The 24,536-nt window shown below is 61.5% G+C and carries 24 protein-coding genes; 15 read left to right on the top strand and 9 right to left on the bottom strand.

Annotated elements, in window-relative coordinates; genetic code table 11:
* Nucleotides 1–7: 7 nt before the first annotated feature.
* The 4 genes from BLP82_RS20575 to dksA form a co-directional block, all read right to left on the bottom strand.
* Nucleotides 8–2,962 (bottom strand): sensor histidine kinase, encoded by a 2,955-nt coding sequence (locus BLP82_RS20575; protein WP_162491245.1) that lies wholly within the window; start codon nucleotides 2,960–2,962, stop codon nucleotides 8–10.
* On the bottom strand, nucleotides 2,946–3,122 hold the full coding sequence (locus BLP82_RS20570; protein ID WP_003176118.1) for a hypothetical protein: 177 nt from the start codon (nucleotides 3,120–3,122) through the stop codon (nucleotides 2,946–2,948). The genes BLP82_RS20575 and BLP82_RS20570 overlap by 17 nt, the downstream gene beginning before the upstream one ends.
* Nucleotides 3,123–3,199: 77 nt before the next feature.
* Nucleotides 3,200–4,081, bottom strand: coding sequence for a tRNA glutamyl-Q(34) synthetase GluQRS (gluQRS, locus tag BLP82_RS20565; protein ID WP_092172356.1), 882 nt, complete (start codon nucleotides 4,079–4,081; stop codon nucleotides 3,200–3,202).
* 234 nt (nucleotides 4,082–4,315) lie between these two features.
* Nucleotides 4,316–4,759 carry an RNA polymerase-binding protein DksA gene (gene dksA, locus BLP82_RS20560; protein ID WP_003205639.1) on the bottom strand — a complete coding sequence of 148 codons (444 nt, stop codon included), beginning with the start codon at nucleotides 4,757–4,759 and terminating at the stop codon, nucleotides 4,316–4,318.
* Between the two features lie 338 nt (nucleotides 4,760–5,097).
* On the opposite strand from dksA, the gene BLP82_RS20555 reads away from it, so the two are divergent.
* Entirely contained in the window at nucleotides 5,098–6,270 is a 1,173-nt protein-coding gene (locus tag BLP82_RS20555) for a pyridoxal phosphate-dependent aminotransferase (protein WP_092172353.1), read from the top strand.
* Entirely contained in the window at nucleotides 6,270–7,019 is a 750-nt protein-coding gene (sfsA, locus tag BLP82_RS20550; protein WP_092172350.1) for a DNA/RNA nuclease SfsA, read from the top strand. The genes BLP82_RS20555 and sfsA overlap by 1 nt, the downstream gene beginning before the upstream one ends.
* Here sfsA and BLP82_RS20545 read toward each other — a convergent pair.
* Nucleotides 6,981–7,292 (bottom strand): Rieske (2Fe-2S) protein, encoded by a 312-nt coding sequence (locus BLP82_RS20545; RefSeq protein ID WP_092172347.1) that lies wholly within the window; start codon nucleotides 7,290–7,292, stop codon nucleotides 6,981–6,983. The two genes, sfsA and BLP82_RS20545, sit on opposite strands and share 39 nt — an antisense overlap.
* A gap of 170 nt (nucleotides 7,293–7,462) precedes the next feature.
* Here BLP82_RS20545 and BLP82_RS20540 point away from each other — a divergent pair, with 170 nt between their 5' ends.
* Genes BLP82_RS20540 through BLP82_RS20525 form a run of 4 tightly spaced genes read left to right on the top strand, consistent with a single transcriptional unit; the run spans nucleotide 7,463 to nucleotide 11,016 of the window.
* A complete protein-coding gene (locus BLP82_RS20540; protein WP_092172344.1) occupies nucleotides 7,463–8,341 on the top strand; it encodes a heme/hemin ABC transporter substrate-binding protein in 879 nt (292 codons plus the stop codon).
* A 50-nt stretch (nucleotides 8,342–8,391) separates the two neighbouring features.
* On the top strand, nucleotides 8,392–9,375 hold the full coding sequence (locus tag BLP82_RS20535) for a FecCD family ABC transporter permease (protein WP_170842354.1): 984 nt from the start codon (nucleotides 8,392–8,394) through the stop codon (nucleotides 9,373–9,375).
* Nucleotides 9,375–10,142 (top strand): heme ABC transporter ATP-binding protein, encoded by a 768-nt coding sequence (locus BLP82_RS20530; RefSeq protein ID WP_092172338.1) that lies wholly within the window; start codon nucleotides 9,375–9,377, stop codon nucleotides 10,140–10,142. The genes BLP82_RS20535 and BLP82_RS20530 overlap by 1 nt, the downstream gene beginning before the upstream one ends.
* Before the next feature lie 22 nt (nucleotides 10,143–10,164).
* Nucleotides 10,165–11,016, top strand: coding sequence for a ChaN family lipoprotein (locus tag BLP82_RS20525; RefSeq protein ID WP_092172335.1), 852 nt, complete (start codon nucleotides 10,165–10,167; stop codon nucleotides 11,014–11,016).
* 350 nt (nucleotides 11,017–11,366) lie between these two features.
* Here the strand turns inward: BLP82_RS20525 and BLP82_RS20520 are convergent, their stop codons facing one another.
* From BLP82_RS20520 to BLP82_RS20510, 3 genes are all read right to left on the bottom strand, one after another.
* Nucleotides 11,367–11,639 carry a TfoX/Sxy family protein gene (locus BLP82_RS20520; RefSeq protein WP_072411727.1) on the bottom strand — a complete coding sequence of 91 codons (273 nt, stop codon included), beginning with the start codon at nucleotides 11,637–11,639 and terminating at the stop codon, nucleotides 11,367–11,369.
* Between the two features lie 223 nt (nucleotides 11,640–11,862).
* A complete protein-coding gene (locus BLP82_RS20515; RefSeq protein ID WP_092172332.1) occupies nucleotides 11,863–12,204 on the bottom strand; it encodes a pentapeptide repeat-containing protein in 342 nt (113 codons plus the stop codon).
* A 91-nt stretch (nucleotides 12,205–12,295) separates the two neighbouring features.
* The gene (locus BLP82_RS20510) at nucleotides 12,296–13,852 is read right to left on the bottom strand and encodes a bifunctional aminoglycoside phosphotransferase/ATP-binding protein (protein WP_092172329.1); all 1,557 of its coding nucleotides are present in this window, start codon (nucleotides 13,850–13,852) and stop codon (nucleotides 12,296–12,298) included.
* 119 nt (nucleotides 13,853–13,971) lie between these two features.
* Here BLP82_RS20510 and mrcB point away from each other — a divergent pair, with 119 nt between their 5' ends.
* Genes mrcB through BLP82_RS20495 form a run of 3 tightly spaced genes read left to right on the top strand, consistent with a single transcriptional unit; the run spans nucleotide 13,972 to nucleotide 17,355 of the window.
* Nucleotides 13,972–16,290 carry a penicillin-binding protein 1B gene (mrcB, locus tag BLP82_RS20505; protein ID WP_092172325.1) on the top strand — a complete coding sequence of 773 codons (2,319 nt, stop codon included), beginning with the start codon at nucleotides 13,972–13,974 and terminating at the stop codon, nucleotides 16,288–16,290.
* 16 nt (nucleotides 16,291–16,306) lie between these two features.
* Nucleotides 16,307–17,026 (top strand): tetratricopeptide repeat protein, encoded by a 720-nt coding sequence (locus BLP82_RS20500; protein WP_092172321.1) that lies wholly within the window; start codon nucleotides 16,307–16,309, stop codon nucleotides 17,024–17,026.
* A complete protein-coding gene (locus tag BLP82_RS20495) occupies nucleotides 17,026–17,355 on the top strand; it encodes a YqcC family protein (protein ID WP_060740604.1) in 330 nt (109 codons plus the stop codon). The genes BLP82_RS20500 and BLP82_RS20495 overlap by 1 nt, the downstream gene beginning before the upstream one ends.
* A gap of 6 nt (nucleotides 17,356–17,361) precedes the next feature.
* Here the strand turns inward: BLP82_RS20495 and BLP82_RS20490 are convergent, their stop codons facing one another.
* Nucleotides 17,362–17,784 carry a DUF4124 domain-containing protein gene (locus BLP82_RS20490; protein ID WP_170842350.1) on the bottom strand — a complete coding sequence of 141 codons (423 nt, stop codon included), beginning with the start codon at nucleotides 17,782–17,784 and terminating at the stop codon, nucleotides 17,362–17,364.
* Between the two features lie 401 nt (nucleotides 17,785–18,185).
* Here BLP82_RS20490 and BLP82_RS20485 point away from each other — a divergent pair, with 401 nt between their 5' ends.
* From BLP82_RS20485 to msrQ, 6 genes are all read left to right on the top strand, one after another.
* Complete coding sequence (locus BLP82_RS20485; RefSeq protein ID WP_060743130.1) at nucleotides 18,186–19,910, top strand: acetolactate synthase 3 large subunit; 1,725 nt, start codon at nucleotides 18,186–18,188, stop codon at nucleotides 19,908–19,910.
* 2 nt (nucleotides 19,911–19,912) lie between these two features.
* Complete coding sequence (ilvN, locus tag BLP82_RS20480; RefSeq protein ID WP_003205610.1) at nucleotides 19,913–20,404, top strand: acetolactate synthase small subunit; 492 nt, start codon at nucleotides 19,913–19,915, stop codon at nucleotides 20,402–20,404.
* Nucleotides 20,405–20,448: 44 nt separating this feature from the next.
* Nucleotides 20,449–21,465, top strand: coding sequence for a ketol-acid reductoisomerase (ilvC, locus tag BLP82_RS20475; RefSeq protein WP_024779611.1), 1,017 nt, complete (start codon nucleotides 20,449–20,451; stop codon nucleotides 21,463–21,465).
* A gap of 147 nt (nucleotides 21,466–21,612) precedes the next feature.
* Nucleotides 21,613–22,458: a CDP-diacylglycerol--serine O-phosphatidyltransferase gene (gene pssA / locus BLP82_RS20470; protein WP_092172315.1), complete on the top strand. Its 846-nt coding sequence runs from the start codon at nucleotides 21,613–21,615 to the stop codon at nucleotides 22,456–22,458.
* Nucleotides 22,459–22,533: 75 nt separating this feature from the next.
* Nucleotides 22,534–23,547: a protein-methionine-sulfoxide reductase catalytic subunit MsrP gene (msrP, locus tag BLP82_RS20465; RefSeq protein ID WP_092172311.1), complete on the top strand. Its 1,014-nt coding sequence runs from the start codon at nucleotides 22,534–22,536 to the stop codon at nucleotides 23,545–23,547.
* Nucleotides 23,547–24,167, top strand: coding sequence for a protein-methionine-sulfoxide reductase heme-binding subunit MsrQ (msrQ, locus tag BLP82_RS20460; RefSeq protein WP_092172308.1), 621 nt, complete (start codon nucleotides 23,547–23,549; stop codon nucleotides 24,165–24,167). Before msrP ends, msrQ begins: the two co-directional genes overlap by 1 nt.
* Nucleotides 24,168–24,536 lie beyond the last annotated feature (369 nt).

The raw sequence follows: 24,536 nt of genomic DNA, 5'->3' as shown, positions 1-24,536 counted from the left end.
GACGGTCTCAGTTCACAGCGGACGTCGCTTCGACATGACGCGGCAAGGTCACCCGGATACGGGTGCCGCGTTGGCTCTGAACATCGGCCGGGCTGTCGATGGTGATTTGTCCATAATGCTCTTCAACGATGGAATAGACCAGTGCGAGGCCCAGACCGGTGCCTTCGCCAGGATCCTTGGTGGTGAAGAAGGGTTCGAACAATCGGTCCATGATGTTCTGTGGGATACCGCTGCCTTCGTCTTCGACGATCAGGTCGACCGTGTGTTCGAAGGCTTCGCTCTTGACCCGCACCGCGCTGCCGGCCGGTGAGGCGTCTCGCGCGTTGGAGAGCAGGTTGATCAATACCTGGGCGAGCCGCTGGGGGTCGCCATCGACCCAATGGTCCGGGTCGCACAGGTTGAAGAATTGCACTTCGAAATTGCGCCGGTTAAGGGCCAGCAGACCAATGGCGTCCTGGGCCACTTCGGCCAGGCAGACGGGTTCGTCATTGTGCTGGTGACCGCCGGCATGGGCGAAGCTCATCAGCGACTGGACGATGCGCGACACGCGCTTGGTCTGTTCGAGGATCTGGCCGCTGATTTCCGTCAACTCGCCGTCGTCCTCGCGCTCTTCGCGCAGATTCTGCGCCAGGCAGGCGATGCCGGTGATCGGGTTGCCGATTTCGTGGGCCACCCCGGCGGCCAGCCGGCCAATGCTTGCCAGGCGTTCGGAGTGGACCAGCTTGTCTTCGAGCATCTGGGTGTCGGTCAGGTCTTCCACCAACAGTACCAGGCCGCTGTTGCCCGGTGCCAACGGCTCGTCGATCGCCGCCTTGTGCAGGTTCAGCCAACGGGTCTGGCCGTCGAGGGCCAGGTGCTGTTTGTGCAGGTGCTCGTCAGGCAGGTCGATGAAGCCTTGCAGCAAGCCTTTCCATGGCTCGCCCAGGGTGCTCAGCCGCGAGCCGACCACGCGCTGGGCGGCGATCCCGGTCAGTTCTTCCATGGCCTTGTTCCACATCAGGATTTCCTGGTCCTTGGCCAGGGAACACACGCCCATCGGCAGTTCCTGCAGGGTCTGGCGGTGGTAACGGCGCAAGGCGTCCAGTTCGGCGGCCAGGCCGGTGAGGCGCGAGTGGTAATCCTCGAGACGGCTTTCGATGAAGTGGATGTCTTCGGTGACATAGTTCTCGCCGCCGGCCTTGTAGGGCAGGAACGTCTCGACCATGTCCTGGGCCACGCTGGGGCCCATCAGACCGGACAGGTTGGCCTCGATCCGGTCCCGCAGGCGACGCAAGGCATACGGGCGGCGTTCGTCGAAGGGCAGGTAAAGGTCGCGCAGGGCCTGTTCGACTTCCTTTTGCGCGGCTTTGGCGCCCAGGGGCTTGGCCAGTTGCGTGGCGAACTCCTGGGGCGAGGCGGCGTGCAGCTCGCGGCGCTGCGGACGACGAACATTGTCGACCGCACAGGCTTCGGCGGCGCTGGCCTCTTCGCTGCTGGCGTTGGTGAACAGCGAGATCAGGGTGAACATCAGTACGTTCGCGGCCAGGGAAGCGATGGCCGCCATATGCCAACTGGTGTCGTCGAGCACGTAGATCATGTTCAGCAGCGGAATATAGAAACCTTGCAAGTTACCCATCAGCGGCAGCAGCATCGCCACCAGCCACACCAGGATTCCCGCCAGCAGGCCGGCGATGAAGCCGCGGCGGTTGGCGGTCGGCCAATACAGCACCGACAGCACGCCGGGCAGGAACTGCAAGGTGGCGACGAAGGCGACGATGCCCAGGTTGGCCAGGTCCTGCCCGTCGCCCAGCATCAGGTAGAAACCGTAGCCGGCCATGATGATCGCGACGATCAGCGCCCGTCGGGTCCATTTCAGCCAGCGGTAGATGTTGCCTTCGGCGGGTGGCTGGTAGAGCGGCAGCACCAGGTGGTTGAGGGCCATGCCCGACAAGGCCAGCGTGGTGACGATGATCAAGCCGCTGGCCGCCGAGAGGCCGCCGACGTAGGCCAGCAACGCCAGGGCCTTGCTGTTGGCGGCGATGCCGATGCCCAGGGTGAAATACTCCGGGTTGGTGCTGGCGCCCAGCTTCAGGCCGGCCCAGAGGATCAGCGGCACCGCCAGGCTCATCAGCAGCAGGAACAGCGGCAGGCCCCAACTGGCGCTGACCAGCGAACGCGGGTTGAGGTTTTCGGTGAAGGTCATGTGGTACATGTGCGGCATCACGATGGCCGAGGCGAAGAACACCAGCAACAGCGTGCGCCACGGGCCTTCCTGCAAGGGCGTGTGCAGGGCGGCGAGGGCGGTCTGGTTCTGCAGCAACCACACTTCCAACTGTTGCGGACCATCGAACACCCCGTAAAGGGCATAGAGGCCGACTCCGCCGATGGCGATCAGCTTGATCACCGACTCGAAGGCGATCGCAAACACCAGGCCTTCGTGTTTCTCCCGCGTGGCGATGTGCCGGGAACCGAAGAAAATCGTGAACAGGATGATCAGCACGCAGAAACTCAACGCCACCCGGTGCTGTACCGGCTCGCGGGTCAGGATGCTGATGGAGTCGGCCACAGCCTGTATTTGCAGGGCCAGCAACGGTAACACCCCGACCAGCATGAAGATCGTGGTCAGGGCGCCGGCCCAGGTGCTGCGAAAGCGAAAGGCGAACAGGTCGGCCAGGGAGGACAGTTGGTAGGTGCGGGTGATTTTCAGGATCGGGTAGAGCAACACCGGCGCCAGCAGGAACGCGCCCGATACACCGAGGTAACTGGAAAGGAAACCATAGCCATACTGATAGGCCAGCCCGACCGTGCCGTAGAACGCCCACGCACTGGCATAGACACCCAGCGACAGGGTGTAGGTCAGCGGATGGCGGATGATCGCCCGGGGAATCATGCCCCGTTCGCTGATCCAGGCCACGCCGAACAGCACCGCCAGGTAGGCGGCGCTGATCAGGATCATCTGGGTCAGGCTAAAGCTCATCGGCATCTTTTTGGCTCTGCAGGATGAAGGTCACGACAATCAGGATCAGCCAGAGCAGATACGGCCGATACCAGGCACCCGTGGCATCGATCCACCAATCCATGATGGCCGGGGAGAACAAGTAAATCCCCACTACCAGGAGCAGGACCAAGCGATAGATATACATCCCGGCCTCTCTAATTTATGCGCGTGCCCGAAAACGTGCGGCGATGGTAACGGATGGGCGCCAAGCTGCAAGGGCCGTCAACGTATTTGCGCTTCGGGCAGGCTCAGTGTGCGCGGGATCTTGTCCGCGTCCCAGTGGCGAATGCCCCAGGCCTGCACTTCCCGTGGGCTGGCGTCGACCAGTTCGGGGCCCGGTTGCTGGCCCAGCGCGCGCAACGCCCGTAGCAGCAGCGGCGTGGCCTGGTCGGCCGCCAGTGGCGGTGAACGGTAGGATTTGCCGAGTTTGTGCCCGTCGGGCTGGGTGATCAGCGGCACGTGCAGGTAACGCGGTTGGGGCAACCCGAGCAGTTCTTGCAGGTAGAGCTGGCGCGGTGTGGAGTCCAGCAGGTCGGCGCCGCGCACGATATCGGTCACCCCTTGCCAGGCGTCGTCCAGGACCACGGCCAATTGATAGGCATGGAGTCCGTCGCGGCGGCGGATCACGAAGTCACCGACTTCACGGCCCAGGTGCTGGCGGAACTCGCCCTGGACCCGGTCAGTGAAGTGGTACTCGAGCTCGGGGACGCGCAGGCGGATGGCGGCGTCCTCGGTGCCGTGCCCGGCATTGCGGCACAGGCCCGGATAAATGCCCTGGTACGCTTCCAGTTGCTTGCGCGAACAGGTGCAGGCATAGGCCAGGCCTTGGCTGCACAGCCGGTTGATGACTTGGTCGTAGGCGTCATGGCGCTCGCTCTGGCGAACCATTTCGCCGTCCCATTCAAACCCGTAGCTTTCCAGCGCCTTGAGAATCGCGGCTTGCGCGCCCGGTTCTTCCCGGGGCGGGTCGAGGTCTTCCATGCGCAGCAGCCAGCGCCCGTCCACGGCCCGGGCATCCAGGTACGATGCCAGTGCGGCGACCAGCGAACCGAAATGCAGGTGGCCGCTGGGGGTGGGGGCGAAGCGTCCGATGTAGGCAGTCATAGGGCGAATGTTACTGGGTCCGGGCGGTGGGCGTGCAATCTCGACAACAAAGCATATCCCCTTGTGGGAGCGAGCTTGCTCGCGATAGCGGCCTGTCAGTCACATCACTGTTGGCTGACCCACTGCCATCGCGAGCAAGCTCGCTCCCACAAGGGGGGCATCGAAGCTTGGAGAAAATATCGGAAACAAAAAACGGAGCGTATGAACGCTCCGTTTCGGTAACAGCCCCGGCGATTACTTGCCGACCTGTTTTTCCTTGATTTCCGCCAGGGTCTTGCAGTCGATGCACAGGTCTGCGGTCGGACGGGCTTCAAGGCGACGAATGCCGATCTCGATGCCGCAGGACTCGCACCAACCGTATTCTTCGTCTTCGATCAGTTGCAGGGTCTTGTCGATTTTCTTGATGAGCTTGCGCTCACGGTCACGGGCGCGCAGTTCGAGGCTGAACTCTTCTTCCTGACTGGCACGGTCGGCCGGGTCGGGGAAGTTGGCCGCTTCGTCTTTCATGTGATCCACGGTGCGGTCGACTTCCTGCATCAAGTCCTGTTTCCACTTGTTCAGGATCTTGGTGAAGTGCGCGCGCATGGGGGCGCCCATATACTCTTCGCCAGCTTGCGGGACGTAAGGCTCAAACCCGCTGAGCGACTGATTTTGATTTTGCTTTGCTTGGGTGGGCATGAATGGACCGCCTCTACTCTTGTAATCCACTACGCAGGATTGCTCCATCACCGACACCTGCCGGCCCTGCGGCTGCAAGCGGGCGAACTTACCAGATCAAATCGGGCCGCGCTACTCCCGGTTGTCGAGCCTGCGGCGGCCGGGGCCTGTAAAACGGGGCCGGGTTCGCTTCGGTGGGGATGTAAACCTGCTCAATGCTTGATTCTAGTCAAGCCTGGGCCAATCGCGGGAGTCATTTCCTGCAATTCGAGGGCTCAGACCGCTTTGGCCTCGAGCGTGTTCCCGCAGTTCTTCCCGAGTTGGGTAGAATCGGTTCTTTTTCCTCTGAAGGAAGGCCAATGGCTCAGCCCTACAGTGCGCGCAGCCGCGCCATCGAACCTTTCCATGTGATGGCGCTGTTGGCTCGCGCCAACGAACTGCAAGCCGCCGGGCATGACGTCATCCACCTGGAGATCGGCGAGCCGGACTTCACCACCGCCGAACCGATCATCCAGGCCGGCCAGGCCGCGCTGGCGGCGGGCAAGACCCGTTACACCGCGGCCCGTGGCATTCCCGAGCTGCGCGAAGCCATCTCGGGCTTCTATGGGCAGCGCTACGGGGTGGACATCGATCCTCGACGCATCATGATCACGCCGGGCGGCTCCGGCGCGTTGCTGCTGACCAGCGCCTTGCTGGTGGACCCGGGCAAGCATTGGCTGTTGGCCGACCCCGGCTATCCATGCAACCGTCACTTTCTGCGCCTGATAGAAGGCGCGGCGCAGTTGGTACCCGTGGGGCCGGATGTGCGCTACCAATTGACGCCGGACCTGGTGAACCGTCATTGGGACCAGGACAGCGTCGGTGCGTTGGTGGCCTCGCCAGCCAACCCGACCGGGACGATCCTCACCCGGGACGAGCTGGCAGGGTTGTCCAAGGCCATCAAGGGCCACAACGGCCATCTGGTGGTGGACGAGATCTATCACGGCCTGACCTATGGCACCGACGCCGCCAGTGTGCTGGAAGTCGACGACGACGCCTTTGTCCTTAATAGTTTTTCCAAGTATTTCGGCATGACCGGCTGGCGGCTGGGCTGGTTGGTGGCCCCTTCGGCGGCCATCGGCGAGCTGGAAAAACTTGCGCAGAACCTCTACATCAGTGCGCCGAGCATGGCCCAGTACGCCGCCCTGGCCTGTTTCGAGCCTGCCACCATCGAAATCTTCGAGCAGCGGCGGGCCGAGTTCGCGCTGCGCCGCGATTTTCTGCTGCCGGCCTTGCGTGAACTGGGCTTCGGTATCGCGGTGGAGCCGCAAGGGGCGTTTTACCTCTATGCCGATATCAGTACCTTCGGCGGCGATGCCTTTGCGTTCTGCCAGCATTTCCTGGAAACCGAACACGTGGCCTTCACCCCGGGTCTGGATTTCGGCCGGCATCAGGCCAGCCACCATGTGCGGTTCGCCTACACACAGAGCTTGCCGCGGCTACAGGAAGCGGTGGCGCGAATCGAACGTGGACTGCGGAGCTGGCAAGGCTGATGCGTTTTTCCCCTGCGTTGGAAGAAGGTCGTCTGATTCGACGTTACAAGCGTTTTCTCGCTGATATCGAGACCGTTCACGGCGAACTCCTCACTATTCACTGCCCCAACACCGGCTCGATGCTCAACTGCATGGCTGAAGGCGCGCGCGTCTGGTTCAGTCGCTCCAGCGACCCCAAGCGCAAGTTGCCCGGCACCTGGGAAATCGGCGAAACCCCGCAAGGGCGGCTGGCCTGCATCAATACCGCACGGGCCAACGCCTTGGTCGAGGAAGCCTTGCGCGCCGGGGTCATCAGTGAGCTGAACGGGTTCACCGGGCTCAAGCGTGAAGTGGCTTATGGCATGGAAAACAGCCGCATCGATTTTCGCCTGGACTACGCTCAAGGCTCGGCCTGGGTCGAAGTCAAAAGTGTCACGTTGGGTTTCGATGGCACCCAGGTGGCGGCGTTTCCCGATGCGGTCACGCTGCGCGGAGCCAAGCACCTGAGGGAGCTGGCCTGCCTGGCCCGGGAAGGTGTGCGGGCGGTGCAGCTGTATTGCGTGAACCTGAGTGGCATCGAGGCCGTGCGCCCGGCGCACGAGATCGACCCGGTATACGCCGCAGCCCTGCGCGATGCGGTAGCGGCGGGTGTGGAAGTGTTGGCCTACGGAGTGACGTTGACGCCCGAGCAGATGTGGGTGGACCGTGCGTTGCCAGTGTTGCTTGAACCGCTACACCCAGATGCCTTGCTCGTCCTCCCGGCTGTCTAGCGCGGCCAGGAACTGACCGGCGCAGGGGCCGGCCACGCATTCACCGCTCTCGATCAGGAACAGCGCGCCGTGAGTGGCGCACTGGATCAGGCTGGCGCTGGGGTCGAGGAACTGGTCGGGTTGCCATTCCAGTGGCACGCCCCGGTGCGGGCAGCGGTTGAGATAGGCATACACCTGGCCGGCGCGTCGCACGACCAGCACCTTGCGCCCATCGAACTCGAAACCGCGACTGCCGTTGTCGGGCAGTTCGGCGGTAGTACAAAGAAACTTCATGTGTGTCTCTATATGTCTGTCGGAGTGAGCCTCTTTGGGCTTCATGTAGCAAAAGATCCACCCTTGACGGTCAAATGAAAACAATTATCAAATGGCGCCTCCTTCGCAGGTGGTTGAGGATACTTGGCCCGGCCCGGTCCTGCGAAAAACTTCTTTGAGGAAGCTGCCCGATGCGCCTGAACATCCGCGTTGTTGCGCTCTGTGTCGCACTGTTGCTCAACCAGGGGACCAGCGCGGCTGAATTGCCGCAGCGCTGGGTCAGCGCCGGCGGCGCCTTGTCGGAATGGGTCAGTGCACTGGGGGGCGAGTCGAAACTGGTGGGCGTGGACACCACCAGCCAGCATCCTGAATCCTTGCGGGCCCTGCCCAGCATTGGCTATCAGCGACAACTGTCCGCAGAGGGGGTATTGAGCCTGCGTCCGCAGATCCTGGTGGGCACCGAGGAAATGGGGCCGCCACCTGTGCTGGCGCAAATCCGCAGCGCCGGCGTAAAGGTCGAATTGTTCTCGGCCACGCCAGACCTGCCGACCCTACAGGGCAACTTGCAGCACCTGGGGCAATTGTTGGGGGCGCAGGCCGAGGCGACACGGTTGTTCGACCATTATCAGGAACAGCTCACCCAGCAGCATGCCCGGGTGACCGAAGCCCAGCGCAAGCAAAAGGCTCCCGGCGTATTGCTGTTGGTAGGCAGCTCCGGTGGCAAGCCGCTGGTCGCTGGCAAGGGCACGGCTGCCGATTGGCTGTTGCAGCAGGCCGGCGGTCACAACCTGGCGACCCACAGCGGTTACAAGTCTTTTTCTGTGGAAACCCTGGCCGGCCTGAATCCTGAAGTGCTGGTCTTCGCCGACCGTGCCTTGAGTGGTGAAGAAGCCCGTGCGGCGCTGTTCAGGGAAAATCCGATTCTTTCCTCGACCCGGGCCGCCAGGGACGGGCGCATCATGGAGCTTGACCCGACGCTGTTGGTGGGCGGATTGGGCCCGCGGTTGCCGCAAAACCTGGTGGAACTGACGGCAGGCTTCTATCCGGCTGAGCCGGCCGCGGCGCCATGACTTCGTTGGTCAAGCCACGCACTTTATTTCTCGGCCTGGGCCTGCTGTGCTTGCTGGCGACCTGGCTGTCCCTGGCCCTGGGGCCGGTGAGCCTGCCGCTGCTGGACACCTTGCGCGCTGCTTTGCGCCTGTTGGGCTTGCCGGTGGCCGCCGATGGCCTGGAGCAGGCCGAACTGATCCTCGGCCAGATCCGTTTGCCGCGCACGTTGCTGGGCCTGGCGGTGGGCGGGGTGTTGGCGTTGTCCGGCGTGGCGATGCAGGGGCTGTTCCGTAACCCGCTGGCAGACCCGGGGTTGGTGGGCGTGTCCAGCGGTGCGGCGTTGGGTGCAGCCGTCGCCATTGTCGGTGGCTCGGCACTGGGTGGATTGCCCGAAGCCTTCGGCCCTTATGTGTTGTCGTTGTGTGCGTTCCTTGGCGGGCTCGGCGTTACGGCGCTGGTCTATCGTCTCGGTCGTCGCAATGGCCAGACCCATGTCGCGACCATGCTCCTGGCGGGCATTGCCCTGACCGCGCTGTCCGGTTCCGCCGTCGGCCTGTTCACCTACCTGGCGGACGACGCGACCCTGCGCACCCTGACGTTCTGGAACCTGGGCAGTCTCAACGGCGCCAGCTACGCGAGGTTGTGGCCGCTGTTACTGGTCAGCGCCGGCGTGGCGCTCTGGCTGCCACGCCGGGCCCGGGAGCTCAATGCGCTGTTGCTGGGCGAGTCGGAGGCAGCCCATTTGGGCGTCAACGTCGAAGCCCTCAAGCGTGAGCTGGTGTTTTGTACGGCCCTGGGGGTTGGCGCGGCGGTGGCGGCGGCGGGCATGATCGGTTTCGTCGGGCTGGTGGTGCCGCATCTGGTGCGCCTGGTGGCCGGGCCTGACCACCGTGTGTTGCTGCCCGCTTCAGTGCTGGCGGGGGCAAGCCTGTTGCTGCTCGCCGACCTGGTGGCACGCTTGGCGCTGGCCCCCGCGGAATTGCCGATTGGCATCGTCACGGCCTTCATCGGCGCGCCGTTCTTCCTCTATCTATTGGTACGAGGGCGCGCCTGATGTTGCGAGCACAAAACCTGCACATTCAGCGTGGCCGCAACACCGTGCTGGCGGACATCGATCTGCTGCTCAACCCCGGCGAAGTGCTCGGCGTGCTCGGGCCCAACGGTGCGGGCAAAAGTACCTTGCTGGCGGGCCTGTGTGGTGAGTTGCGGCCGAGCCAGGGGCAGGTCTGGCTCGAAGACCGTCCACTGGCCCAATGGCAGGGTGCCGAGCGCGCCCGTCGCCTGGCGGTCTTGCCGCAGTCCTCGACCCTGGATTTTGCCTTTCGCGTCGAGGAAGTCGTCGGCATGGGGCGCCTGCCGCATCAGAGTGGTCGGCTGCGCGACGAGCAAATCGTCGTCGCGGCGCTGCAAGCGGCAGACGCCGCGCATCTGCACGGTCGCAGTTACCTGGCGTTGTCCGGCGGCGAACGCCAGCGGGTACATCTGGCGCGGGTGTTGGCGCAGTTGTGGCCGGGTGAAGCGGGGCAGACCCTGTTACTGGATGAGCCGACCTCGATGCTCGATCCGCTGCATCAGCACACCATTCTCCAGGCGGTGCGTGAATTCGCCGGTCGCGGCGCCGCCGTGCTGGTGATCCTGCATGACCTGAACCTGGCGGCGCGTTACTGTGATCGCCTGTTGCTGCTCGCGTCCGGTCGACCGGTGGCCCTGGACACGCCCCGGCATGTGCTGCTTCCGGAACCGCTCAAGGCGGTGTTTGGCCTGGACGTGCTGGTGCAAGACCATCCGGAGCGCGGGCATCCATTGATCATCGCCCGTTGAGGGCGCCCTGGAGGATACGGACGTGCGCCTGCTCCTGATTCTGGCATTGAGTGTACTGACGGCGTGCCAGAGCATCGCCCCGCCTCCGCTCGGCGGACGGATTCGTGATTTGCACAACGGCCAGGCCGTGACGCCCCAGGCGCTGGTCGAACGCCTGGCAAAGGCGCCTCGGGTGGTGGTCGGGGAGCGGCACGACAATCACGATCATCACGCGCTGCAGCTATGGCTGCTCCAGGCCTTGGCCGGACAGCGGGCCCAGGGCAGCCTGTTGCTGGAAATGCTCACCCCCTCCCAACAGCCACGCGTTGATTCGGTCCGCCAGATGCCCGCCTTGCCCAAGGACCTGCCCGACGCGCTGGCCTGGTCCCCCGGCTGGGATTGGAGCCTGTACGGACCCATCGTCGAGTTTGCCCTGGCGCAACGCTATCCATTGCTGGCCGCCAATCTGGACGCCGCCGAGATCCAGCATTTCTACCGCCAAGCGCCCAGCGTGATGGGCGCTCGCGCCAATGCCGCCACGGTGAAGGACGCGTTGTTGGGGCAGATCCGTGAATCCCACTGCGGTTTGCTGCCGGAGTCGCAAATGCCACCGATGCTGGCCGTGCAGCAACAGCGTGACCGGCGCATGGCCGAACGCCTGCTGCAAGCGCCGGCACCGGCATTGTTGTTCGCGGGCGCCTGGCATGGGCGAAAAGATCTCGGCGTGCCGCTGCACGCGTTGGACCTTGGCGCCAGCGAGGCGCCGATCGTCCTGATGTTGGCCGAGGAGGGCAGTGACGTGACGTCGGCCATGGCGGACTACGTGTGGTACACCCCGGCCATGCCGCCCCAGGATTATTGTGCGCAGATGCGCAAATCCAACCCCGCCCCGTAGGAGTTGGCGAAGCCTGAGATCTTTTGATTTTTCGCTTGGGATTCAAGTGTCTGGGGAAAGATCGCAGCCTCGTTGCACTCGACAGCTCCTACGCAGCTCCTACGGGGCGGTGTGTGGGAAAGAGGGTTTCTTCCAGGCAAAAAAAGACCCGGCAAGAGCCGGGTCAAATAACCGTGATTAGCCTGATGAGGAGATATCTGAGAGTCCGAACCAAGGGCTGTTCAAATATCGACCAGTCTCGCGACTGGATGTGGTAATCATAGCGATTCTCATTACCATGTCAAACATTGTTTTTGCTATTCGTCGAAATAACCTCGCGGCCAGGGTTCGCACTGGAAACGAAAGGGGTCTCAGACTTTGTGACGCGTCGAAATGGCGTCCAGCTGTTTATTCAGGGCTTCCTTGCGTTCAGCGGGAATGTCGTTCCAATGCACATCCATCAACGCCCCCTCGATGGCGTACAGCAACACCTTGGACGCCCGGAAGCCGCGCGTGCGCACGGCGCGATAGGCGTCTACCGCTCCAAGCCGGCGTAGATCGGAAGCACTGTGGATACCCACGGCGTGCAGCCACTGGGCCGATGTCTTGCCCAGATTCTTCAGGTGTTGCAGTTCATCATTCATCGAGCCTCCTTGCGACGGCCGACTGGTGCGGTGGGCAAGCTTCTGAGCAGTGTAGCGGTCAGTAGGAAAAGCGTGATTCTTTGGTGGGATTCGATGCAAAAGCTTCTAATGCATTACGCACGATGAGGAGGGAAAAGACTGCATTCTCCAGCGCAAGCGGGGGCGCTGGAGGTCCGTTCGGTCGTGGCAGGTCCGCGCGTTGGCCGGCGCGGTTCAGGCGCTGTCAGCGGGTGCGGTAGCGCAGCCGGGTGCCGAAGTTCATCGACATCAAGATTTCATCCGCAGACAGTTCAGGCGGAAAGTAGGCGCCGGATATCTGCGCATGGGCCAGGCTCGCGCCTTCCAGTGACGACTTGCGAAAATCGATGCCGCGCAAATCGGCGGAGCGGAAGTAGGCGTCGCTGAAGTCAACGTCGTCCGCGTTCAGTTCCCGCAGATCAAGCCCTCGAAAATCGCCGCCGCGCATGTCGACCGGACCTTGTGGGCGTTCGTTGTTGAACCCGGCGATATCATCTTTGCGCAGCAAGGCATAAAGCGGGGTACCGAGAAGTTTGGGGAGGCTCATTTCACATCACCTGATGGTTTTATGACGCCAGTATAGTGCCACTATTTGGCGGCCGTGAAGCCGGACATCGCTTCACGGCCGAAATAGTGATCTACAGGCCTGGCAGGCGCTGGCGGATCTGCGCGACCACGATGTCGAGCGTACCGCTTTCGTTGGTTTGGACCCGTTTGCTGCAGAGAATTTCCGCCGGGGTCAGGGCTTCACGGCTGGACTGTTGTGCGGCGATGACCGCCAGGTTCGCATCGGAGGGGTCTTGTTGGTCGGCCTGGCGCTGTGCCAGCCGGCTCTCGATGACCGCTTGCGGTGCGTCGCAGTCGAGGATCAGGAACGGAGCGCCAGTGGCCTCGGCGACTTTTGCCGCGGCGTCGCGCTGATCGTGTTTGAGGTAGGTGGCATCGATCACTACTGGGAATCCGGCGCGCAGGATCGCTGCGGCGACTTCATGCAGGCGGGCGTAGGTGGCGCTGCTGGCGTCGCTACTATAGATGCCGGCTTGTGGATCGTTGGGAACCTGTTGCTGGCCGAACAGGCGTTTGCGCTCCACGTCCGAACGCAGGCGAATGGCGCCCAGTGCCTCTACCAGGCGCATCGCGACATGGCTTTTGCCAACGGCCGAAACACCGTGGGTGATGGCCAGGAAAGGCGAAGGAATGGTGCTGTAGCTTTCGGCCAGGTTGGCGTAGTTGCGGTATTGGCGCAGGGTGGTGGCGCGTTGCACCGGATCGGCTTCGGCCGGCATGCTGAACAGCGCGACTTTTGCCCGGACGAGGGCGCGGTAGGCTTTATAGAAGTTCAGCAGCTCCAGGCCCTGGTAGTCGCCGGTCAGTTCCAGGTACTGGCTGACGAAACGCCGCGCCAGGGACTTGAGACCACGGTCCTCCAGGTCCATCGCCAGGAAGCCGGTGTCGGCGTAGACGTCGGTGAAACGGAACGGTTCGTTGAATTCGATGCAGTCGAAAATCACCACCTTGCCGTCGATCACGGTGGCGTTGCCCAGGTGGATATCACCGTGGCACTCACGGATGAAGCCTTCGGCCTTGCGCTGGGTGAGCAGCGGCTTGAGGCGTTCGAAACTGCTTTCGGCCCAGGCTTGCAACGCTTCGAGTTGCAGCAGGTCGGCCTTGTCGTTGAGGAACGGGCGGATCTGCTCGAAGTTCTGCAGCACCGGTGCCATCACGCTTTGCGGAGTACCGGCGGCGTTTTCGGCGGGCACCTTGGGCGTGGAGAGGTGGAACTGGGCGATCTGGGCGGCCATCTCGTCGATGTGCGCGGTGGTCAGTTCGCCGTTGGCTTGCAACGTGCTGAGCAATTGGCTTTGCGGGAACTGACGCATCTTCAGGGCGTATTCGATGGCCGGACCGTCACCACCCAGTTGTGGTGCTTCGACGCTACCGGTAATCGGCAGGACGTCCAGGTACAGGTCTTGGGTCAGGCGCTGGTTCAGGCGCAACTCTTCTCTGCAGAAATGCTGGCGTGCCTCGAGGCTGGTGAAATCGAGGAAGCCGAAGTTGACCGGCTTTTTGAACTTGTAGGCGTATGGCCCGGTGAGCAATACCCAGGAAATGTGGGTTTCGATGACCTGGAACGCTTCGACGGGATGCGGGTAGAGGGCCGGGTTTTGCAAGGCGGCGATCAGGGATTGGCTCACGGGCGGTCCTTCAGAGTCTGGGAAAATTCAAGGTCGTCATTATGGCGGCAAGCCGCGCTAACGCAAACCGCGTGGCGGGCTCATGTTGAACCGCAGCAAAGTGCGTATAATCCGCCGCCATGACTCGTACCCGATCCCCCCGTACCCCAAAGAAACCACCCGCCAGCCGCCTGCGGCCCTGGCTGGGCTGGGCCCTTAAACTCAGCCTGGTGGGCCTTGTCGTGCTCGCCGGTTTTGCGGTCTATCTCGATGCCGTGGTCCAGGAGAAAATCTCCGGCAAGCGCTGGACCATCCCGGCCAAGGTCTATGCCCGGCCGTTGGAGCTGTTCGTCGGACAAAAGCTGAGCAAGGACGACTTCCTGACCGAACTCGATGCCTTGGGTTATCGCCGTGAAAGCGTGGCCAATGGTCCGGGTGCGGCCTCGGTCAATGGCAATACCATCGATCTCAACACCCGTGGTTTCCAGTTCTATGAAGGCATGGAACAGGCGCAACCGGTGCGGGTGCGTTTTTCCGGTGACTATGTGGCTGCGCTGACCGGCGCCAACAACGCGAGCCTGTCAGTGGTGCGCCTTGAGCCGCTGCTCATTGGTGGCCTGTACCCCAAGAACCTCGAAGACCGGATCCTGATCAAGATCGACCAGGTACCGCCATTCCTGCTCGACACGCTGATTGCCGTCGAAGACCGCGACTTCTACCATCACTTTGGCGTCTCGCCCAAGTCGATCGCCCGGGCCATCTGGGTCAACACGTCCTCGGGGCATATGCGCCAGGGCGGCAGTACCCTGACCCAGCAGTTGGTCAAGAACTTCTACCTGACCAACGAGCGCAGCCTGACCCGCAAGCTCACCGAAGCCATGATGGCGCTGTTGCTGGAGCTGCACTACGACAAGCAGGAGATTCTGGAGGCGTACCTCAACGAGGTCTTCGTCGGCCAGGACGGTCAACGGGCGGTGCACGGTTTCGGCCTTGCCAGCCAGTTCTTCTTCAGCCAGCCGCTGTCCGAACTCAAGCTGCATCAGGTGGCGTTGCTGGTGGGCATGGTCAAGGGACCGTCTTCCTACAACCCGCGGCGTAATCCGGAACGTGCCCTCGAGCGGCGCAACCTGGTGCTCGACCTGTTGCAACAACAAGGTGTGGCGACGGCCGAGCAAGTCGAGGCGGCGAAGAAGATGCCGCTAGGCGTGACCAAGCGTGGCAGCCTGGCGGACAGTTCGTTCCCCGGCTTCATGGACCTGGTCAAGCGTCAGCTACGGGAAGACTACCGCGACGAAGACTTGACCGAAGAAGGCCTGCGCATCTTCACCAGTTTCGACCCGATCCTGCAGATGAAGGCCGAAGCCTCGGTCGAGGACACCTTCAAGCGGCTGGGCGGACGCAAGGGCGCCGAGGAAGTCGAAGCGGCCATGGTGGTGACCAACCCGGAAACCGGCGAAGTCCAAGCCATGATCGGCAGTCGCCAGGCCAGTTTCGCCGGCTTCAACCGGGCCCTGGATGCGGTGCGTCCGATTGGCTCGCTGATCAAGCCGGCGGTGTACCTCACTGCCTTGGAAAAACCGAGCCAGTACACGCTGACCAGTTGGTTGTCGGACGAGGCGTTCTCGGTCAAGGGCGCGGACGGCCAGGTCTGGAAACCGCAGAACTATGATCGTCGTTCCCACGGCACGGTGTTCCTCTATCAGGGGTTGGCGCATTCCTACAACCTGTCGACGGCTCGCCTCGGGCTGGAAGTCGGCGTGCCGAACGTACTCAAGACCCTCGCGCGCCTGGGAGTAAGCCGCGAACTGCCGGCCTTCCCGTCGATGTTGCTGGGGGCGGGTGGGCTGACGCCGATAGAAGTGGCGGCGATGTACCAGACGCTGGCCAACGGTGGTTTCAATACGCCGATGCGCGGGATCCGCAGCGTGCTGACCGCCGATGGCGAGCCGCTCAAGCGTTATCCGTTCCAGATCCAGCAGCGCTTCGACCCGGCCTCCATTTATCTGATCCAGAGTGCGATGCAGCGGGTCATGCGTGAAGGCACCGGCAGTTCGGTTTATAACGTGTTGCCCCGGACCCTGACCCTGGCGGGCAAGACCGGGACCAGTAACGACTCGCGCGACAGCTGGTTCGCCGGTTTCAGCCAGGACTTGTTGGCGGTGGTCTGGCTCGGACGTGATGACAACGGCAAGACCCCGTTCACCGGCGCCACTGGTGCGCTGCAGGTCTGGACCAGTTTCATGCGCAAGGCCGACCCGCTGCCGCTGGACATGCCGCAACCGGACAACATCGTCCAGGCCTGGGTCGATTCGCGTACTGGCCAAGGCTCCGACGCCAATTGCCCGGGGGCCGTACAGATGCCGTATATTCGCGGCAGCGAACCGCCGCCCGGTGCAGCCTGTGGCGGCACGAATCCCGCCGAGTCGGTGATGGATTGGGTCAAGGACTGGATGAATTAAGCAAAGAGGGTTTCAAGTGAACAAGTGGTTGATTCCAGCGGTAACGGCCGTGGCTTTGCTCAGTGGTTGCTCTACCGTACAACGCGGTTCGATTCCGGTCGTTGACTCCGGCACGGCTGTGTCCAACAGCGAGCGGGTTTCGGCCAACGGCGGTTTCCGTCAAACGACGGTGAAGCGGCCGGCACAGGGCCAGGTCCAGGCCATCCCGCAGGGTGACACCGGTGTCGTCGTGATGGTGCCTGGCGGTGGTGCGACAACCTCGGCGCCGATCAGCAGCACGCCGATCACGCCGGGCCCGATCACGCCAGGACCTATCGAAACTTCGCCGATCGATCAGGGCAGCTACAGCATGCCTTCGGCGCCGAGCAGCGTCCCGTCGGCAAGCTCCGGTGGTTTGTCCGCCGATGAACAACTGGACGGCCCAGTGCTGGCCCTGCTGACCACGGCACAACAGCAACAGGCCGGCGGTGACCTCAACGGTGCGTCCTCCAGCCTGGAGCGTGCCCAGCGTGTAGCGCCGCGCGAACCCCAGGTGCTTTATCGCCTGGCCCAAGTGCGCATGGCCCAGGGCGATGCGCCGCAAGCCGAACAACTGGCCCGCCGTGGCCTGACATTCTCCAGTGGTCGCCCGGCGCTTCAGGCCAGCCTGTGGGAATTGATCGCCCAGGCCCGTGAAAAACAAGGCGATTCCGCTGGCGCGGCGTTGGCCCGTCAGAAGGCCAAGGTTTCGCTCTGATGGATACGCGTTTTCCCCAAATCGCCGATCAGTTGCTGTTGATCGAGCGGGAGCTGCGGGTCCAGGGTTGGTGGAGTGAGGTATCGCCTTCGGCCGAGGCACTGGCCAGTGTAGAGCCGTTCGCGGTCGACACCCTGGATTTCGAGCAGTGGCTGCAATGGATTTTCCTGCCCAGGATGAAAGCCATCCTGGAAAACGACCTGCCGCTGCCCAACGCCTCGGGCATCCTGGCCATGGCCGAGATGGTCTATGCCCAGCGACCCGGGCAGGGCGTGGGATTGCAGCGGCTGTTGGCGCAGTTCGACCAGATGATCAGCAACGTCGGCTGACCGACGTTACTGGCAGTGCTCATCGATCTGCTTGCGGGTTTCCTCGATGCGCTGGCGCCGCTCTTCGTCATTGAGGCGGCGCATTTCCCCTTCCACGTCTTCACGCACCCGCGGGTTGTTCTGCAACTGCGCCAGGTTGGTCCTGGCCTGCTCGCAAAATGCCTTGAGCTGGGCTTCCTGCTCGGCAACCTGTTTCTTGACCTCTTTATCGATCGCCTTCTGGTCGCCAATGACACCGCCGGAAGGAGGCGCGGGCGGTTTGGTGGCGGACGGCGAGGACTTGATCACAGTCGTGGCCTCTGCGTCCTGGGGCGGCTGGGATCCGAAGTGGGTGACACCTTGGGCATCCACCCATTTGTAAACCTGGGCGGCCATGCATATCGGGCTCAGGCCAACCAGCAGGCTGGCCGTCAAGAAGATCATTCGCATGCTGTTTCCTTGTCTTGAGTTGCGCAATTGAAGCTAACACAGTTGCCGTTTAAGGGTTTTTTCTTGCGTTCTCATGCGCTTACTTCGAATAAAGCACATAGACGACTTGACTTGAAGGAGGCGAAACAGAAGAATCCAAAGTCCGCTGTAGAGGGACTGCCAGAAGCAGACCCACTCGGCAGATCATGAGGCGCACATCCGCGCCGACCTGTTACACCCGCAACGCGTTACCTCGCGCTGGGTGGGAAAGGCCCGCAACACTTGGGACGATCCCAATACTTGCTCAGTCAGTGCTGACGTAGTCGGCGACCACCGTCGCTCATGCTCTGCCGAGAAGTAAACCTATTAAGACCCGTCCCCTTTTCGTGGGTCGGTATTCTGGCGTTTTAGAGGTGAACAACGTGGAGCTTTTATCTGGCGGTGAGATGCTCGTCCGCTTTTTGCGTGACGAAGGCGTCAAATATATCTACGGGTACCCCGGTGGTGCTCTTCTTCATGTCTACGATGCCCTGTTCAAAGAACCGGAAGTGACCCACATCCTGGTTCGTCACGAGCAGGCGGCCACCCATATGGCTGATGGTTATGCCCGTGCTACCGGCAAGGCCGGCGTGGTCCTGGTGACTTCCGGTCCTGGCGCCACGAACGCCATCACCGGTATCGCCACCGCGTACATGGACTCCATCCCGATGGTGATCATCTCCGGCCAGGTGCCCAGCACCATGGTGGGCACCGATGCGTTCCAGGAAACCGACATGATCGGTATCTCCCGGCCGATCGTGAAGCACAGCTTCATGATCAAGCACGCGTCGGAAATCCCGGAAGTCATGAAGAAGGCTTTCTACCTGGCTGAATCCGGTCGTCCGGGCCCGGTCGTGGTCGATGTCCCGAAAGACATGACCAACCCGGCCGAGAAGTTCGAATACATTTTCCCGAAAAAAGCCAAGCTGCGTTCCTACAGTCCGGCGGTCCGTGGTCACTCCGGGCAGATCCGCAAGGCAGCCGAAATGCTGCTGGCGGCCAAGCGCCCTGTGTTGTACTCCGGTGGTGGCGTGATCCTCGGCGGTGGCTCCGCGCCGCTGACTGAACTGGCAAAAATGCTCAACCTGCCGGTCACCAATACGCTGATGGGCCTGGGCGCGTTCCCAGGCACGGACCGTCAGTTCATCGGCATGCTCGGCATGCACGGCAGCTACACCGCCAACCTGGCGATGCACCACGCCGATGTGATCCTGGCGGTCGGCGCGCGTTTCGATGACCGTGTGATCAACGGCCCGGCGAAGTTCTGCCCGAACGCCAAGATCATTCATATCGACATCGACCCGGCGTCCATCTCCAAGACCATCAAGGCAGACGTGCCGATTGTCGGTCCTGTCGAGAGCGTGCTGACCGAAATGGTCGCCATCCTCAAGGAAATCGGCGAGGTTCCGAACAAGGAGTCCGTGGCCAGTTGGTGGAAGCAGGTCGATGAATGGCGCGGCGATCGTGGCCTGTTCCCTTATGACAAGGGTGACGGCAGTGTGATCAAGCCGCAGACCGTGATCGAAACCCTGTGCGAAGTGACCAAGGGCGATGCCTTTGTGACCTCCGACGTGGGCCAGCACCAGATGTTCGCTGCGCAGTACTACAAGTTCGACAAACCCAACCGCTGGATCAACTCCGGTGGCCTGGGCACCATGGGCTTCGGTTTCCCGGCGGCCATGGGTATCAAGTTGAGCTTCCCGGATGCCGACGTCGCCTGCGTCACCGGCGAAGGCAGCATCCAGATGAACATCCAGGAGCTGTCCACCTGCCTGCAATACGGTTTGCCGGTGAAGATCGTGATCCTGAACAACGGTGTGTTGGGGATGGTTCGCCAGTGGCAGGACATGAGCTACGGCAGCCGTCACTCGCACTCCTACATGGAATCGCTGCCTGATTTCGTCAAGCTGGCGGAGGCCTATGGCCACGTTGGCGTGCGCATCACCGAATCGAAGGATCTGAAGTCGAAGATGGAGGAAGCGTTCGCCATGAAGGATCGCCTGGTGGTGATCGATATTGCGGTCGACACCAGCGAGCACGTCTACCCGATGCAGATCAAAGACGGCTCCATGCGCGATATGTGGCTGAGCAAGACGGAGCGTACCTAATCATGCGACACATTATTTCCTTGCTTCTGGAAAACGAACCGGGTGCGCTGTCTCGTGTTGTAGGCCTGTTCTCGCAGCGCAACTACAACATTGAAAGCCTGACCGTGGCGCCAACCGAAGACCCGACCCTGTCGCGTCTGACGCTGACCACCGTGGGGCACGATGAAATCATCGAGCAGATCACCAAGAACCTGAACAAGCTGATCGAGGTGGTCAAGCTGGTGGACCTGTCGGAAAGCGCTCACATCGAGCGTGAACTGATGCTGGTCAAGGTCAAGGCCACCGGCGCCCAGCGCGCCGAGATCAAACGTACTACCGATATTTATCGTGGGCAGATCGTCGATGTCAGCGCCAGCGTCTATACCGTTCAGTTGACCGGTACCAGCGACAAGCTCGACAGCTTCATTCAATCGATCGGCACTGCCTCGATTCTGGAAACCGTACGCAGTGGCGTCACCGGGATTGCCCGTGGCGACAAAGTACTGAGCATCTAACCAAATTAGCGAATGGCCTGAACGGCCGGATATAGGGGAAATTCATGAAAGTTTTCTACGATAAAGACTGCGACCTGTCGATCATCCAGGGCAAGAAAGTCGCCATCATCGGCTACGGTTCCCAAGGTCACGCTCAAGCATGCAACCTGAAGGATTCCGGCGTTGACGTGACTGTCGGCCTGCGTAAAGGCTCGGCCACCGTTGCCAAGGCCGAGGCCCACGGCCTGAAAGTGGCTGACGTGGCTTCCGCCGTTGCCGCTGCCGACCTGGTCATGATCCTGACTCCGGACGAGTTCCAGGGTGCTCTGTATCGCGACGAAATCGAACCGAACATCAAGAAGGGCGCGACCCTGGCCTTCTCCCACGGTTTCTCGATCCATTACAACCAGGTCGTGCCGCGTGCTGACCTCGACGTGATCATGATCGCGCCGAAGGCCCCGGGCCACACCGTGCGTTCGGAGTTCGTGAAAGGCGGCGGTATCCCTGACCTGATCGCGATCTACCAGGACGCTTCGGGCAACGCCAAGAACGTGGCCCTGTCCTACGCTGCCGGTGTGGGTGGCGGTCGTACCGGCATCATCGAAACCACCTTCAAGGATGAGACTGAAACCGACCTGTTCGGCGAGCAAGCCGTTCTGTGTGGCGGTACCGTCGAGCTGGTCAAGGCCGGTTTCGAAACCCTGGTCGAAGCAGGCTACGCACCAGAAATGGCTTACTTCGAGTGCCTGCACGAACTGAAGCTGATCGTTGACCTCATGTACGAAGGCGGTATCGCCAACATGAACTACTCGATCTCCAACAACGCCGAGTACGGCGAGTACGTGACCGGTCCGGAAGTGATCAACGCCGAATCCCGTCAGGCCATGCGCAATGCCCTGAAACGTATCCAGGACGGCGAATATGCCAAGATGTTCATCAGCGAAGGTGCTACCGGCTATCCTTCGATGACTGCCAAGCGTCGTAACAACGCTGCGCACGGCATCGAAATCATCGGTGAGCAACTGCGTTCGATGATGCCGTGGATCAGCGCCAACAAGATTGTCGACAAAGCCAAGAACTAAGTCGCGAACTTGAGTCGAAAAACGCGGCCTTGGCCGCGTTTTTTCGTTTGGGCGATGGCTTCTGGTATAAAGCTGCATCGTTTGCGGCCGAACCGTCGTCCCAGACATCTGTCGAACTTTTTTCACACCGTTGCAAGGTTATTGCCCATGAGCGAACGTCCCGACGAGCCAAGCCAGGCTCCTGACGCCGAAAGCCTGTTGCCCATCGATGAACACATCGAAGAAGGCCATGACGCTGAAGGCCGTAAGGTCCGGCATCGTGGCATCTATCTGCTGCCGAATCTGTTTACCACCGCGAACCTGTTCGCCGGTTTCTATTCCATCATCAACTCCATGAGTGCCCAGGCTGCCTTGAGCGCCGGTGATAGCGCAGGGGCGAGCCGTTACTTCGCCTTCGCCGCCATTGCCATCTTCGTCGCCATGGTGCTCGATGGCCTGGACGGGCGTGTCGCCCGCATGACCAACACCCAGAGCGCGTTCGGCGCCGAGTACGATTCACTGTCCGACATGGTCGCTTTTGGCGTGGCTCCCGCCTTGTTGGCGTTCGGCTGGGCGCTGGGAGACATGGGCAAGGTCGGCTGGATGGTTGCCTTCATCTATGTGGCGGGTGCGGCGTTGCGCCTGGCTCGTTTCAATACCCAGGTTGGCAAGGCTGACAAACGTTACTTCATCGGCCTGGCCAGTCCGGCCGCGGCAGGTGTGGTGGCGGGTGTGGTCTGGGCATTCAGCGACTACGGCATCCAGGGTTCTAAAATGTCGTTCCTGGTGGCGCTGCTGGTTGCCGCGGCCGGGATGCTGATGGTCAGCAACATCAAGTACAACAGCTTCAAGGAGCTGGATCTGAAGGGGCGTGTGCCATTCGTTGCGATTTTGGCAGTGGTACTGGTATTCGCGGTGGTGTTCAGTGATCCGCCGCGTATCCTGCTGCTGGTATTCCTCGCCTATGCCGCTTCGGGTCCGGTGCAATACTTGTTGCGTCTTCGCCGACGCTAAACGTTGCCTTAATGTAATTTCCCCCATACTCCGCAGTCTATTGGTGCATCTGCCCTCCAATACTGCGGAGTTGTCATGCTGATCAAGATCCCCAAGTCGTCCGACTGCCGTGAATCGGACGTCACGCCCGAATCCCTCTACCTATCCCGTCGTCAAATGCTTGGTGCAACCATGGCGGGTCTCGCCGTGAGCGGCTTGTCGCGATGGGCCAGCGCTGCCGACGCGGCGCGTTATGCCGAGGTCGAGCCGGGCAAGGCGCCGTCCTGGTTTGCCGAGAAATTGCCATCCGTCCGGTGGGAGGCGGTCACGGTCAAGAACGAGCCCATCACACCGTTCAAGGATGCGACCCATTACAACAACTTCTATGAGTTCGGGACCGACAAAGGGGATCCGGCTGCCAATGCCGGCTCCTTGAAGACCGAACCCTGGAGCGTGGTCGTGGACGGGGAGGTGGGTAAGCCGGGGCGCTATGGGTTGGAAGACTTCATGAAGCCTTATCAACTGGAGGAGCGGATTTATCGACTGCGCTGTGTCGAGGCTTGGTCGATGGTCATTCCGTGGATCGGTTTTCCCATCTCGGCATTGCTCAAGCAGGTCGAGCCCACCTCCAAGGCCAAGTACATCCGCTTCGAAACCTTGCAGGACCCCAAGGTCATGCCGGGGCAGCGTTCCGGTTTCGCCTTGATCGACTGGCCGTATGTGGAAGGCTTGCGATTGGACGAGGCGATGAACCCGTTGGCCATCCTCGCGGTTGGCATGTATGGGCGGGAGTTGCCGAATCAGAATGGCGCGCCGCTGCGGTTGGTGGTCCCTTGGAAATACGGTTTCAAAAGTGTGAAGTCCATCGTGCGCATCAGTCTGGTGAGCGAGCAGCCAAAGACCACCTGGCAAAGCATTGCGTCTGACGAGTACGGCTTTTATGCCAACGTCAATCCAACGGTCGATCACCCACGCTGGACCCAGGCACGTGAGCGTCGTTTGCCCAGTGGGCTGTTCAGTCCCAATGTGCGCGATACGCTGATGTTCAACGGCTATCAGGATGAAGTCGCTTCTTTATATACAGGGATGGACCTGAGGAAGGACTACTGATGCGTTTTCCAGTCTGGCGAATGAGCGTCTTCATCGCCGCGGCTGTCTGGCCGTTGCTCTGGCTTTACGAAGCCTTGATGAGCGTGTTGGGCCCTGACCCGGGCAAAGTGCTGGTGGATCGGCTCGGGTTGGGGACGCTGATTTTGCTGTTGATCACCTTGAGTATGACGCCGTTGCAAAAAATGACGGGGTGGGCGGGGTGGATTGCGGTCAGACGCCAGTTGGGGTTGTGGTGTTTTGCTTATGTGACGCTGCATTTAGGCGGGTATGCGGCGTTCATACTGGGGTTCGACTGGTCGCAGTTGGGCGTCGAGTTGAGCAAGCGGCCTTACATTATTGTTGGGGCCCTTGGGTTTCTCGGTCTGCTGACGCTGGCTGTCACGTCCAATCGCTACAGCCAGCGTCGACTTGGCGTGCGCTGGAAGAAATTGCATCGCCTGGTGTATCTGATTCTGGGTCTTGGGCTGCTGCATATGCTGTGGATCGTGCGGGCAGATTTGAAGGAGTGGTCGATATACGCCTTTATTGGGGCCGTGCTGTTGATGCTGAGAGTCCCGCCGGTTATGCGTCGGATCCCGCGTTTGCTGGGTAGGAAAGCCCCTTCTGCAACAAAAGCGTAATTAAGGGTTGACGGCAGATTCTGGAGGTCTATAATTCGCCCCACTTCCGGCGCAGTCGAAACGGAAAACTCCTTGAGATTCAATGAGTTAAGTAGGTTTTGAAGGCGCAGGGCTTCAGTTCATCGAAGTCTGGAAGGAGCAGATAGGGCGGTGTTGTTTGGCTCTATGTGCGGTTCGATCTTCTCGGTCGAAAGCGGTGAAAAAGAGGTGTTGACAGCAGCGAGTAACGCTGTAGAATTCGCCTCCCGCTAACGAGAGATCGGAAGCGCAAGTGGTTGAAGTTGTTGAGGTTTCCGAAGCGAAACTTTGAAAACTTCTTAAAATAACCGCTTGACAGATACACGGGGCGCTGTAGAATGCGCGCCTCGG

The sequence above is a fragment of the Pseudomonas sp. NFACC37-1 genome, assembly GCF_900101575.1.
GTDB classification, from domain to species: domain Bacteria; phylum Pseudomonadota; class Gammaproteobacteria; order Pseudomonadales; family Pseudomonadaceae; genus Aquipseudomonas; species Aquipseudomonas fluorescens_AA.
This window is presented reverse-complemented; position numbering and strand designations above follow the sequence as displayed.

Coding starts and splice junctions, on each gene's coding strand:
- BLP82_RS20515 (WP_092172332.1), bottom strand. CDS start 12,204: ATGAGCCTCCCCAAACTTCTCGGTACCCCGCTTTATGCCTTGCTGCGC.
- BLP82_RS20520 (WP_072411727.1), bottom strand. CDS start 11,639: ATGAATGATGAACTGCAACACCTGAAGAATCTGGGCAAGACATCGGCC.
- pssA (WP_092172315.1), top strand. CDS start 21,613: ATGAGCGAACGTCCCGACGAGCCAAGCCAGGCTCCTGACGCCGAAAGC.
- BLP82_RS20530 (WP_092172338.1), top strand. CDS start 9,375: ATGTTGCGAGCACAAAACCTGCACATTCAGCGTGGCCGCAACACCGTG.
- BLP82_RS20495 (WP_060740604.1), top strand. CDS start 17,026: ATGGATACGCGTTTTCCCCAAATCGCCGATCAGTTGCTGTTGATCGAG.
- BLP82_RS20490 (WP_170842350.1), bottom strand. CDS start 17,784: ATGCGAATGATCTTCTTGACGGCCAGCCTGCTGGTTGGCCTGAGCCCG.
- BLP82_RS20575 (WP_162491245.1), bottom strand. CDS start 2,962: ATGCCGATGAGCTTTAGCCTGACCCAGATGATCCTGATCAGCGCCGCC.
- dksA (WP_003205639.1), bottom strand. CDS start 4,759: ATGCCCACCCAAGCAAAGCAAAATCAAAATCAGTCGCTCAGCGGGTTT.
- mrcB (WP_092172325.1), top strand. CDS start 13,972: ATGACTCGTACCCGATCCCCCCGTACCCCAAAGAAACCACCCGCCAGC.
- sfsA (WP_092172350.1), top strand. CDS start 6,270: ATGCGTTTTTCCCCTGCGTTGGAAGAAGGTCGTCTGATTCGACGTTAC.
- BLP82_RS20555 (WP_092172353.1), top strand. CDS start 5,098: ATGGCTCAGCCCTACAGTGCGCGCAGCCGCGCCATCGAACCTTTCCAT.
- BLP82_RS20570 (WP_003176118.1), bottom strand. CDS start 3,122: ATGTATATCTATCGCTTGGTCCTGCTCCTGGTAGTGGGGATTTACTTG.
- ilvC (WP_024779611.1), top strand. CDS start 20,449: ATGAAAGTTTTCTACGATAAAGACTGCGACCTGTCGATCATCCAGGGC.
- BLP82_RS20545 (WP_092172347.1), bottom strand. CDS start 7,292: ATGAAGTTTCTTTGTACTACCGCCGAACTGCCCGACAACGGCAGTCGC.
- gluQRS (WP_092172356.1), bottom strand. CDS start 4,081: ATGACTGCCTACATCGGACGCTTCGCCCCCACCCCCAGCGGCCACCTG.
- BLP82_RS20540 (WP_092172344.1), top strand. CDS start 7,463: ATGCGCCTGAACATCCGCGTTGTTGCGCTCTGTGTCGCACTGTTGCTC.
- msrQ (WP_092172308.1), top strand. CDS start 23,547: ATGCGTTTTCCAGTCTGGCGAATGAGCGTCTTCATCGCCGCGGCTGTC.
- ilvN (WP_003205610.1), top strand. CDS start 19,913: ATGCGACACATTATTTCCTTGCTTCTGGAAAACGAACCGGGTGCGCTG.
- msrP (WP_092172311.1), top strand. CDS start 22,534: ATGCTGATCAAGATCCCCAAGTCGTCCGACTGCCGTGAATCGGACGTC.